Here is a 12,530-nt window from a genome sequence, read left to right as displayed (position 1 = left end):
GAAGTTAGCGAAGTACGGGGGTTAATCCCCCCCCTACCGCTTCACCTTCAACAACCCCGACAGCCCATTCTCATCCACCACACCTACCAGCTTGCCCTGATGGAAGACCGGGAGGATACCACGGCCCTTCCAGTATACTTTACCGTAGGCTTCATCCAGCGGGTCCGTGGGAAGGAGGGCATCGGGGAAAGGGCGGATGACGCTGCTGAGGGGCGTAGAGGAAGGGTCAAGCTTTTTGTCCTTGGCAAGTTTGACGAGTCTGCGCTCGCCTAGCGTGCCGGTCAGGTTGTGCCATTCATCGAATACGAGGAAGTGGCGCTCGGTGCCGTGCTGCATCAGGTCAAAGGCAGCGGAGAGCGGCTGATCCGTATACAGGGGGGTGTATTGCGGACGCATGATATCCGCCACGGCGTGTTTGCTGAGGATACCATCGAAGCGCACCATTTTGTACTCATTGGCAGCCATCACAAACACGAAAATACCAATCACCGCCGTGATGATACTGAACTGCCATACCCCGAAGGCGACCAGACCTACCGCCAGCACCTGCCCAACGTAAGTGGCAATCCGCGTAGCTTTCAGACGGCCCAGGCGGATGGACAGCAGCGCCCGCAACACCCGGCCTCCATCCATAGGGAAGGCGGGCACCATGTTGAAGACCGCCAGGATGCCGTTCAGGAAAATCAGCCCGAAGAGGAAATAATCCCAGGGCGATAAGCCCACCGAAAAGATATTGGAATTGGGATAAGCCAGGCTCATGAAGAAGTTGTAGAACTTCGACCGGCTTGCCTCGGAAGCCAACAGGGGCTGAGCTGAAAGCAGCAATCCGATAAATACATTGACCATTGGCCCGGCCACGGCCACCATAAACTCATGTACCGGATCTTCCGGCAGGCGGTCCAGGCGCGCCACACCACCAATGGGCGACAGGATGATATCGCGGGTATCCACGCCGTAGCGGCGGGCCGTAAGGGCATGCCCAAATTCATGCAGCACCACGCAGCCAAAGATGGCCAATACAAAACCCATCATCCAGGCCATCGTCTCCCAGTCCCAGGCTTCGCCCAGCCCTTTCGCCAGTACCCATACGAAGATGAGCAGGAAGGTCCAGTGGACCTGCACCGGTATGCCGAAGAACTTCGCAATTTGGACAACGCCTTTCATGAGTGAGGTTAGGTAAAGAATGAATGTGATCTACAAACGTAAAAACGGGAGGCTTAGTTTTTGGGCTGAATCAACAAAAGCACCTCCCCAATACTGAGAAGATGCTTTTGTATCCCTTTTTGGCGGGCCCGGAGGCTGTTATACGCCCTGTTCCTGCATGCTGTCCCGGAAGATTGGCAGGTAGAGCTGCCCTTTCAGGATGTTGCGGGAAATGACCACACGCTGTATCTCGGAAGTACCCTCGTAGATTTGCGTAATCTTTGCATCGCGCATCAGGCGCTCAACGTGGTACTCTTTCACAAAGCCGTAGCCACCGTGCACCTGCACCGCTTCTACGGTATGCCGCATGGCCACTTCTGAGGCGTACATTTTAGCCATTGAGCTTGCCATGTCGTAGTCCATTTTGTTGTCTTTGAGCCAGGCCGAACGGTACACCATCAGCTTGGCTGCCTCAATTTCGGTAGCCATATCTGCCAGCTTGAAAGCAATCGCCTGATGCTTGCTGATCGCTTTGCCAAAGGCTTCGCGTTCCCTGGAGTAATTCAGCGCCAGTTCGTAAGCGCCACCGGCAATACCCAGTGCCTGAGCAGCAATACCGATCCGGCCGCCAGACAGCGTCTTCATCGCAAACTTGAAGCCGAAGCCATCCTCGCCTATACGGTTTTCCTTAGGCACCTTCACATCGGTGTACATGATGGTGTGGGTGTCAGAAGAACGGATGCCCAGCTTATCTTCCTTGGCGCCAATCGCTACGCCTTCCGAATCCGTCTCGACAATGAAGCAGTTGATGCCGCGGTGCCCTTTCTCCGGGTCGGTCTGTGCCATTACCAGGTGCAGCTTGGAAGTGCCACCGTTGGTAATCCAGTTTTTGGTGCCATTGAGTACGTAGTGGTCGCCCATGTCCACAGCCGTGGTGCGCTGCATCGTGGCGTCACTGCCTGCTTCCGGCTCGGAGAGGCAGAAAGCACCGATCCATTCGCCGGTAGCCAGTTTAGGCAGGTACTTTGCTTTTTGGGCTTCTGTCCCGTAGGTTTCAATGCCCCAGCAGACCAGAGAGTTGTTGACCGACATGATGACCGAGCAGGAGTTGTCGACCTTAGAAATTTCCTCCATGGCCAGCACGTAGGACATCGTGTCCATGCCGCCGCCACCGTACTCTGGCGATACCATCATACCCAGGAAACCCAGCTCGCCCATTTTGCGGACTTGCTCGGTAGGGTATTCCTGCTTGGAATCGCGCTCAATCACGCCGGGCTTGAGTTCTTTTTGGGCAAATTCGCGTGCCGCTTCCTGAACGGCCAGTTGCTCTTCGGTGAGTTCAAAAAACATATTTTCTTGGTTTATTCAGTTGAGGGCGGTGTACCACTCAAAATATTAGCAAATAACTAATGTGTGCTTAGCGAAAATACGCTATTTTCAGCACAAAATAAAATTTTGAAGCCTCGCCTTTGTTGGTGTTTAGTAAAAACTGTTATTCGTCCGGCGCCCTTCTCCACCGATAGCGAATTCCATGCCCATCTGTACCGCTGCATGGTGTTGACTACGCCGGTTGACCTCCCCTTCCCGACCCTGACTCATATCCATCAGGTCGTAGAAAATTTGCCCATGCGCAAAAATGCGCCCGTGCGAAAAAAGCTTCCTTGACAACCTAATACCCGCAATGGGCCCGATGTGGAAAGCCCTCCCGCCTACGTCTTCGGGAAGGAGCACTTTGCTGTCGTCAGCAAGGTCTTGCAGGGCAATCAGCTGGGTGGCTGTAAATTCGTTTTCCAGGGCAATCCGCTCAATTTCCTGATTGAGGAACTGGAAAAAGCCAGCCTCACTTTCGGAGCGCTGAAAGCTCCAGTCAAAACCGGTACGCAGCCCCAGGAAGACTTCGTAGTCAAAGGGGCGGTCGAGGCTGCCCCCACCCGCACCGTAGCGGGTTTTCAGAAAACTGTACCGGTAGTCGAGGTGGAGGTTCATCCCCTTGCCGCCTTCCCGGAAGTAACCCGGGCTTGCACCTATCTCGATAGACTGTGGCTGTAGCTGCAGGTCAGAAGACTCCCCGAAGCTATAGCGAAGGAAGAAAGTCGCCACGGTCTTGTTGTATCCATTGCGGCCGAACTCCTCGCCCATTTCCAGCTCGCTCATCGGCTCGGCAGCGCCTTGCAGCAAGGCTTCGAGCGAGGCCCCCAGCTTGACCAGGTTCCACATGGCCTGAAAGTGGGGATTGGCGGACAAAGGCGCCCGGTCGTCCAGTGCAAATACGGCGTTCATCTTGACGCCGAAATCCAGTTGTGCATCATCCAGTACCAGCAGGTAGCGGGTGCTGTGCTCGCCTACGCGGCCTTGTGCCCAGGCAGCCGACAGGCTTAGTATCATGAAGATCAGTAGTAGTAGTACATTTTTTCTCATAGTCTATTGAGTTTATTTCCGCCGCCGGGCGGATCGTTGTGCATTGTTTTGCTTCCAGCCAAAACCGGTACGCCAGCGTACGCCTACGTGCGCGTACGTCTGCAGCATGGGGTCCGTCCCCTCTACGACGGTATGCCGGCTTCGCGCCACCTCTATGCCGCCAATAACAGAGAAACCTCCGCCAAAATTGACCGGCACGGTGGCCCGGGCAAACCAGCCCAGAGAAGGGATGGTGCGCGGATCCCGGAACTTTCCGAATACAATATTTTGCAGTGCCACTGCGACCTGATCGGTGATGTCTTCCACCGGTGCGAGCAGGCCGCCTTCCATCAGGCTGTCCAGCTTTTCGCTAATGAAGAGGATATTGCCCAGGTCAACCATTGGCGAAGGGTCAGCGGTCAGCCGAAGCCCGCCGGTCAGCTCGGCATCTATGGATATCTGCTCGTTGCGCCCGAAAGCGACGAGGGGACGGTCGCCCAGGAATAACTTTTTGAAATGAACGTACACCTCCGCATCATACCGGTTGGGGAAAAAGGGCTGCGCCCGACCGGCATCAGACAAAGCCATCTGCGCGAGGTGTTCCGCCAGGGCTTCGGCGTCGCCACGCAAAGACAATCGTACGGATTTGACTTGATTACTTAGTTTTTTGCTCTCGGCCCGGTCAATGTAGCGGGGGTCAGAAACAGCCACACTACCTCCAATGAATTTGTAGCGTACGAAGAAGCGCGCCATCCGGACATTTCGCCGTTGCTGCCGTTCCAGCTCCTGCTCGATTTCTATGCGCAGGCCGGGAAAGAGGTTTTTCAGCCAGCGGGGCGCATTAAGGTCAAAAAAGGCAAAAGCGCTGTCCACTTCAGTCTCCGCAATCTCCAGCTCAGAAAAGCCAACGATTTCCGAAAGCTCCCCCCGAAAACTGGCATTGGAAATCCCCGTGGTGGTCTCCATCCCAAACTCAAAAGCCTGGGCATGCAGCAAGCCCGGCAGCAGCAGGAGGCAAAGACCAATGATTTGGGTTACTATTTTATTCATCACTTCATTTCAGTTTTATCGGATCAGGTGGACTTCGCCCTCGACGATGCGCCGAAAGCCATTAGGGTAGCGCACAATGCCGTAGTAGGCGTAAGTGCCGGTGTTCATGGGCTCGCCCAGCCGGTTGCCGTCCCAGCCATAGCTTTGGTCATTGAGGGGCACTTCTTCTTCTTCAAAAAGCAGCCCGCCCCAGCGGTCGTACACCTGAAAGCGCTCCACGATCTCACCGGAGCCCCCGTCGCTGTACAAAATAAGCCGGTCGTTGATACCATCGCCATTGGGTGAGAATGCGGTTGGCCCGTAGACATCCCCAAGTACTACTGTGAGCGGCAGAGCAGCTGATGCCAGGCAGCCTCGGCCATCTTCCACTATCACCCGGATATCCAAATTTCGGGTGGCAATGAAATCTGTAGTGGGCTGACCGGTATCAATATCGTCGGGCACCCATTGGAGGCGCTGCACATCGCCGATGGTATTGGCGGTCAGGGAAATGGGCGTTGTCGGTCGCACTTCAATCGGTTCGTAGTCCAGGCTGACGCCCAAAGTATCAGGCCGGATTATGGTTATGGGGAATTCCTGTACACAGTCAAACAGGTCACGGATGACCAGCAGGTAGTCTCCGTAGCCCAAGTCTTTGAAGCGTTGGGAAAGGGTGTAGTTCTCGCCTCCGTCAATGGAGAAAATTGCCTGCCGCTCGGTACTGTGCAACTCGATTTCCACCTCGCCCAGCTCGCCAGGGCAGACGGGCTGTTCGATGAACAACTGCACTTCGGGACCATCGGGTTCCGGGATGTCCACCTGCCAGTCCAGTGCACAGCCCAGGGAATCGGTTACGGTAACAGCGTAGATGCCCCCGGTTGCCGTTGCCAGCTCATTGCCACTGCCACCGGGCCATTCAAAGCTCAGCTCCGGCGGATAAAAGTAGGCAAAGGCCGTATCGCAGGTCTCTTCGATGATCAGCTCTGGTTCCGGCAGGGGATTGGCGGTAACGAATAGCGGCACCGTGATGCTGCACCCATTCAGGTCCGTTGCCGTTAGGCTGTACTCCCCGATATCCGTCACTTCAAAATCTGTCACAAAGGAGAAAGGTACCGGCACCTGATAAGGGTTGACCCACTGCAGGCTCTGGAACAGGCTGTCATTCTGCGTAAGCAGGAAGACCGTATCGCCCAGGCAGGCGGCAGAAGCACTCACCTCGGGTGTGGGCGGCAGGAGAATCTGCAGGTTCATGGTGTCGAGGTCTTCACAGCCCTCTTCGTTGAAGGCATGTAGGATGTAGGCGCCCTCATTATCCGGATTCAAAGCTGCCGTTTGGTAAACAGAATCGGTGGTGGAGGTCCCGTCCGGGAGCGTCCAGAAGTGCCCCTGCCCACCGGTACCGGCAAGGGAGAAGTCAGTACCGTTGCAAAGGCTTTCATCGGGGCCGGCATCTGCAAATTCAGGGTCGGTCACCAGAAAGGAGTCGCGGACCGTGCAACAGTCGTCCACCGCAGTGAAGTAGTACCAGCCCTGATTCCCTTCGAACGGATGATTGGTGATGAGCCCATTGCCCACCACATTACCGGCAGCATCTGTCCACTCCATAGTGGCATCATCCGCGAAGCAGCCTTCCGGCACACCGGCGAAGAAGTAGATGGCATTGGCGTTACAATCGGGTATGCCCACAGGGTTGAAGCTGCAATCGCTCACCGGCTGCGGGCAGTGGATGTAGGTGGAAAATTCGGTGGAGGCATTATTAGGGTCGCTGTACACGCTGTACTGTACCTGCAGCCCGATGGCGCAAAAAGGCGCTGTCCCGCTAATCCGGCCCACGCCGCTCAGTGTCTGCAGATTACCAGGCAGGGCAAAAGGAGGCTGCCCCAGTGCCTGCAGCCACATGTCCATGGTGTTGACATCAGAGACTTCTGAAACGATAAGGCTATCGTTGTCGATCAGAGCGAAGCCGTTAAGGCAGCCCACGCAGTTGCCAAAAGCGAGGGAGCCCAGTGATTTGAGGGAACTATCCGGCATAATCGCCTGCACCTCCACCCGGTCCACCTGCTGCCCGCCGAAGGCATTCACATCCACGATGTAGGATTGCTGCTGCTGGGTTTCCACGAAGTAAGTGGTATAGCGTAACGTATCGCGGTTTTGGGCCGTCATCGTGTTATTGCCGTCCTGCGGGTCCACATAGGGTTGACCGCAGTCACTCAGCATGATAGGCTGTGCCGGTAAAATAACGGGGACACAGAGTAGCAGCGCTACAGCGCAATAGCATTTCAGCAGGTAGAAGTCGTAGTCCTTCATCAATTTAACCTTCTGGCATCGTTTCAACCCATAGCAGTTTGCTACTGCATTGGGACAGGCAGTCTTTAAATTCAGGGTGCTCCCCGGTGCGGGGCGAGGGTGTGGAGACTATGACGCTGGCAGGGCTTATACCCTGCCGGGCTGTAAAGGTATCACTTTTCCATAAGATGCCAAGGGAATCCGGCGCTAGTTTTTTGATAAAGAGCGCTGGACATATTACACCTGTTCTTAGTTTGTTAGCCTTTCCTGCTGCTTTGCAGGGGTTTCTACCCATTGTTTATCTTTGCAAAAAAACCTCATGCCCGAAGCCACCACTCTTGCCTACGCCCGCGAAATGGATGCCCGCGACCCAATGCGCCACTTCCGCGACCGCTTTTTCATTCCGCAGCACAACGGACAGGACAGCCTCTACCTCTGTGGCAACTCCCTGGGGCTACAGCCCAAAACCGCAGAAGCCGCACTGAAGCACGAACTCGAGCATTGGAAAACCCATGGCGTGGAAGGGCACTTCCGGGGCGATTTGCCCTGGATGGATTACCACAAGTTCCTGACGGAGCAAAGCGCGCATGTGGTAGGTGCCATGCCGGAAGAGGTCGTGGTGATGAACACCCTGACCACCAACCTTCACCTCATGATGGTGAGCTTTTACCGGCCGGATGCCACCCGTTTCAAAATTATTATGGAGGCCGGGGCTTTCCCCTCTGATCAGTACGCGGTGGAAAGCCAGGTGAAATGGCACGGCTTCAGCCCGGAGGAAGCGATTGTGGAAGTGCAGCCCCGTCCCGGGGAAGACACCCTGCGCACCGAAGAGATTATTGCCACAATTGAGGAGCATGGAGCACAAACCGCGCTGGTCCTCTTTGGTGGCGTCAATTACTTTACCGGGCAGCTCTTTGATATGCAAGCTATTACCGAAGCGGCGCACCGGGCGGGGGCTTATGCCGGTTTCGATCTTGCGCATGCTGCGGGCAACGCCCACCTAAAGCTTCATGACTGGGGCGCTGACTTCGCGGTATGGTGCAGTTACAAATACCTGAATTCCGGCCCCGGCGGACCAAGCGGTGCCTTCGTGCACGAGCGCCACGGCAACAACCCCGACCTGCCCCGCTTTGCCGGCTGGTGGGGCCACGATGAGAACGAGCGGTTTCTGATGCGCAAAGGGTTTCATCCCATGCCGGGCGCAGCGGGCTGGCAGCTGAGCAATGCACAGATTTTCAGCTTTGCTGTGCACAAGGCCAGCCTGGATATTTTCTACGAAGCAACCATGCCTGCGCTGCGGCGAAAGAGCGAACAGCTTACCGGCTACCTGGAGGAGCTTTTGCATAGTTTGCCCACCGGGCGTTTCCGTATCATCACCCCTGCCAATCCGGCGGCGCGGGGCTGTCAGCTTTCCATTTTCACAGAACAAGGTGGAAAGAAGTTATTTGACACACTGTCAGAGCAGGGCGTCATTGCCGACTGGCGGGAAGACAACCTTAGCGGCAAGCAGCTTCCTCCGGGTGAAGCGGGGGTTATCCGGGTAGCGCCTACACCACTTTACAACACCTTTGAGGAGGTCTATCGCTTTGTTGAGCTGCTGGGAACGGCTTAGCCCCACTATCAGTAGGTCATTATTTTCTTTACGGTTGTTTGCGGCTTGATCTCGACCTCTATCGTTTCGTCGTGGCCACTGTGCGCACCGAGCGTCCGGATTCTGACTTCATCACTTCCTCCTTAGAGGTATTATCGAGGCCGAGCAGCCACTCTACATCATCGCAGTTGTCCTTTTCGCGATGCCCGTAGGCCATAAGGGCGACCGGTTGGTCTTCTGAAAAATTCGCTACGGTAGAAGACAGGGCTTCGGCAGCGAGTACTTTTTTGGTCTCATCGCCAAGTTTTTGCCACATAGAGCCACTGGCATCGTAAATGAGCAGCATAGGGGCGGGGGCTTCCTGAGCTAATGCGGTTAGGGCAACAAACAGGATAGTGAAGATTGGAAGAAGGGTTTTCATGGTGCTGGGTTTTGGGAAAATCAGTGTACGGTACCTCTAAAATACAACTTTTCGGCTACTGTCTGATGAAGGCTTTTGGCAGGGTCCGCAGAGTCAGGTTTACTAAAAAATTCCTCCTCATTAAACCTCAGGCAGGTTTCCGCGTCAAAGGAGCGTGCTTAAGACCGTTTGTCCTCCATGTAGCGTAACTTTCCTGCGGTGGCAACCGTCTTTTCTACGAACCTGAAAACCCTTTTAGCTATGATGATAACCGAGAATTGTGCAACCGGTACATTAGAGCCCTATGTGCCCAGTGCCGATAAGCCCTGGAATAAAGCCCGGGTGCAGCATCTCTTCCGGCGAATGGGCCATGGCATCGCACCCGAAGATATTGAGGGAGCGCTGCAGCAAGACCCGGAGACGCTGGTCGACAGCCTGATTGATGAGGCCCTCAACCTCCCCCTTCCCGATGAGCCCGAATGGGCCAACTGGTCTACCGCCGATTACGATGATTTTAACACCCAACGCTTCGAGCAGGTCATCGGCTGGCTAACCGAATGGCTCAACGGCATGCTGCAGTTTGGCTTTCGCGAAAAGCTGGCGCTGTTTTGGCACAACCACTTCGTGACAAGCTTCAACAGCTATCAGTGCCCTTCCTACATGTACCAATATACCACCCTGCTGCGGCAACATGCCCTGGGCAACTTCAAGGACTTCACGGTGGAAATGGGCAAAACGCCTGCGATGCTGCTCTACCTCAACGGCGTGCAAAACACCCGTTTTGAGTCTAATGAAAACTATGCACGGGAGCTGTTTGAGCTCTTTACCCTGGGGCTGGACAATGGGTATACCCAAGACGATATTGCCGAAGCTTCCCGCGCACTCACCGGCTGGAACGGGCTGAATGGTCCACCCTATTGCACACCGATCAACTTTGTGCCTTTCTTTTTTGACAATACTGAGAAAACGGTCTTCGGCCAAACAGGCAACTGGAGCTACGATGACCTTCACGACATCCTGTTTGAGCAACGCCCTGATGAAATCGCCCAGCACATTTGCACCAAAATCTACCGCACCTTTGTGCACCCTGAAGTGGACGAGGGCATAGTGGCAGGGCTGGCGCAGACCTTCAAGGATCATAACTTCGAGCTTGCCCCGGTTTTCCGTCAACTGTTCAAAAGCGAACACTTCTTTGATGAGTACGTAATCGGCACGATCATTAAAAGCCCGGTGGAGCTCTTCCTCAATATCATCCGGGAAAGCCGGGTGCCCATTGATGGTGAAGTACTGCAGATCATAGGCTATCTCGCCAATGACCTGGGGCAGCAAATCCTCTCTCCGGTGGATGTAAAAGGCTGGCCGGGCAACCGCGACTGGATCGACACCAATACCATGACCGAACGGTGGCTGTCCCTGGACTTTATCGTCGGGCGGTACTACTTTGACTACAAGCCGGAGCTGGTGCAGCTGGCTAAGGATTTAAGCGGCAATTCCATTGACCCGTATGAGGTCACGGCCTCCATCATTGATCATTTCATCAGTGGCGGGCTGAGCAATCCGGAAGCCTACGACCGGGCCACTACGGTTTTCAAGTGGGAAGTCCCGCAGAACTACTTTGATGCCGGTGAATGGAACCTGGACTGGGATACCGCCGATGAGCAGATTGCCATTTTGCTGCGGCACCTTTTCCGTTTGCCAGAATTCCAACTCGCTTAATCCATTCCGAACCACCAAAACAACAACACCATGTGTGACCACCATAAAACGACAGACAAGGGCCGCCTCGGCAGTGCCCTCGAACACGGCGAAGCCCACGAGCGCGACCACCGGGCATGGAGCCGCCGTACCTTCCTGCGCAACCTGGGCATTTTCAGCGGCGGAGCAATGATGCTCAGCCAAACGCCCGTTACAGCGATGGCCAATTCTCCGTTGGCCTGGGGGCTGACCAACTCTACCGGTGACCGTATCCTGGTACTCATCCGCTTCAAGGGAGGCAATGATGGCCTGAATACCATCATCCCGCTTTTCGACTACGGCACCTATCAGATGTCCCGCCCGAATATCCATATCCCTCAATCTGAGCTGACTACCCTGGGCCCCGACTTCGGCATGCCTAACTTCATGAGTGATCTGCAGCCGATGTGGCAGGACGGGCAGATGAAGGTGGTAAACAGCGTAGGCTACCCCGGGCAGAACCTTTCCCATTTCCGTTCAACCGATATCTGGACCACGGCCAGCGATAGCGATGTAGTGGACACAAGCGGATGGCTGGGGCGTTTCCTGGAAGGACAATACCCCGATTTTGTCACCAACCCACCGGACATCCCTCCTGCGGTACAAATTGGCGGCAGCGGTACCTTCCTCTTCGACAATACCGATGGTAACAACATGAGCGTACAGGTGGAAGACCCGGACACGCTCCTCGAAATTGCTCAGGACGGAGAACTTTACGACCCGGTCAATGTACCGGAATGCTACTTTGGGGAGCAGATCAGCTACCTGCGCACCGTAGCCAATAACACCTTCCGCTACGCCGAGATCATCTCCGAAACCTATAACAGCGCTACCAATGACGTAGATTACGAAGGGCAATTAGGCAATCAGCTGGCGCTCGTGGCGCGGCTGATCAAGGGCGGCCTGGGCACCAAGCTCTACATGGTCACACTCGATGGCTTTGACACCCACGCCAATCAGCCCAACCAACACGCCAATCTTCTCAACAATCTGGCGAATAGCGTGAAGGCCTTCTACGATGACCTGGCTACCGCCGACCGTGCCAAAGACGTGCTGGCGATGACCTTCTCAGAATTTGGCCGCCGCATTGAGCAAAATGCCTCCAATGGCACCGACCACGGTGCGGCAGCGCCCCTGCTGCTCTTTGGCCCCGGCCTAAACGGCAATGGCTTCCTGGGCGACCACCCCGATATGCAGGACGTGGACAACGCCGGCAATCTGAAGTATGGCACTGATTTCCGGGAGATTTATGCTTCTGTCCTGGAAAACTGGCTGTGCGTAGACCCCGGCATCGTTGATCAGGTGATGGGCGGGTACTTTGACCGTTTGCCCGGCCTTGGGCTCACCTGTTCACCTGTACCGGTCTTCGAAGCCCCCGTTTACCAACTCAGGCACTGGGCTTCCTACGATGGGCGCAGTCAGGTGGGCATCCACTACGTATTGCCGAAAGGCGCCAATGTGACTGTACACATCTTCAACATGCTGGGCCAGCCGGTGACCACCCTTTTCCGGGGCTATCAGCCTAAGGGGCAGCATCAGCATACGTTTCAGAGCGCTGGGGCGAAGATTGCGGCAGGCTACTACGTGTACAGTATTGAGGTGCAGGGGCAGGCGTATAGCCGGAAGATTGTGATGACTCAGTAAGGGGGTAGGTTATGAAACACTGATTGGACTGATTTACGCAGATTTGCACGGATTGCGAGCGGGGGCATAAGAGCGAGGCAGGCTATGGCGGCATTGGATTGCAAAGATCAGTGGTATCAGTGTACTTTTGTCCTGTGTGGCGTGAGGGAACACTGATTGGACTGATTACGCGGATTTGCACGGATTGCGAGCAGGGGCATAAGAGCGGGGCATGTCTGTATGGCGGCATCGGATTGCAAAGATCAGTGGTATCAGTGTACTTTTGTCCTGTGTGGCGTGCAGGGCCAATACCCTGCCGGGCTGTAA

9 protein-coding genes are annotated in these 12,530 nt (G+C 55.3%); 3 read left to right on the top strand and 6 right to left on the bottom strand.

The genetic code is table 11. The features are described from left to right. Positions 1–33: 33 nt before the first annotated feature. The 5 genes from IX84_RS08565 to IX84_RS08545 all read right to left on the bottom strand — a co-directional run bounded on the left by IX84_RS08565 (position 34) and on the right by IX84_RS08545 (position 6,876). Complete coding sequence (locus tag IX84_RS08565; protein WP_044218853.1) at positions 34–1,164, bottom strand: site-2 protease family protein; 1,131 nt, start codon at positions 1,162–1,164, stop codon at positions 34–36. A 138-nt stretch (positions 1,165–1,302) separates the two neighbouring features. Further along, positions 1,303–2,493: an acyl-CoA dehydrogenase gene (locus tag IX84_RS08560; RefSeq protein ID WP_044218849.1), complete on the bottom strand. Its 1,191-nt coding sequence runs from the start codon at positions 2,491–2,493 to the stop codon at positions 1,303–1,305. Between the two features lie 129 nt (positions 2,494–2,622). After that, on the bottom strand, positions 2,623–3,561 hold the full coding sequence (locus IX84_RS08555) for a hypothetical protein (RefSeq protein ID WP_152604969.1): 939 nt from the start codon (positions 3,559–3,561) through the stop codon (positions 2,623–2,625). A gap of 12 nt (positions 3,562–3,573) precedes the next feature. Further along, complete coding sequence (locus IX84_RS08550) at positions 3,574–4,590, bottom strand: hypothetical protein (protein ID WP_044218843.1); 1,017 nt, start codon at positions 4,588–4,590, stop codon at positions 3,574–3,576. 15 nt (positions 4,591–4,605) lie between these two features. Next, complete coding sequence (locus IX84_RS08545) at positions 4,606–6,876, bottom strand: T9SS type B sorting domain-containing protein (RefSeq protein WP_044218840.1); 2,271 nt, start codon at positions 6,874–6,876, stop codon at positions 4,606–4,608. Between the two features lie 298 nt (positions 6,877–7,174). Here IX84_RS08545 and kynU point away from each other — a divergent pair, with 298 nt between their 5' ends. Beyond that, positions 7,175–8,467, top strand: coding sequence for a kynureninase (gene kynU, locus IX84_RS08540; protein ID WP_044218837.1), 1,293 nt, complete (start codon positions 7,175–7,177; stop codon positions 8,465–8,467). A 58-nt stretch (positions 8,468–8,525) separates the two neighbouring features. Here kynU and IX84_RS08535 read toward each other — a convergent pair whose 3' ends face one another. Beyond that, positions 8,526–8,867: a vWA domain-containing protein gene (locus IX84_RS08535; RefSeq protein WP_044218834.1), complete on the bottom strand. Its 342-nt coding sequence runs from the start codon at positions 8,865–8,867 to the stop codon at positions 8,526–8,528. A gap of 240 nt (positions 8,868–9,107) precedes the next feature. On the opposite strand from IX84_RS08535, the gene IX84_RS08530 reads away from it, so the two are divergent. Both IX84_RS08530 and IX84_RS08525 read left to right on the top strand, forming a co-directional pair. Then, positions 9,108–10,562 (top strand): DUF1800 domain-containing protein, encoded by a 1,455-nt coding sequence (locus tag IX84_RS08530; protein WP_044218832.1) that lies wholly within the window; start codon positions 9,108–9,110, stop codon positions 10,560–10,562. Between the two features lie 30 nt (positions 10,563–10,592). Next, entirely contained in the window at positions 10,593–12,224 is a 1,632-nt protein-coding gene (locus tag IX84_RS08525; RefSeq protein WP_044218829.1) for a DUF1501 domain-containing protein, read from the top strand. Positions 12,225–12,530: the final 306 nt, after the last annotated feature.

Origin of the sequence: Phaeodactylibacter xiamenensis (assembly GCF_000759025.1) — a bacterium.
In the GTDB taxonomy this organism is placed as follows: Bacteria; Bacteroidota; Bacteroidia; order Chitinophagales; family Saprospiraceae; genus Phaeodactylibacter; species Phaeodactylibacter xiamenensis.
This window is presented reverse-complemented; position numbering and strand designations above follow the sequence as displayed.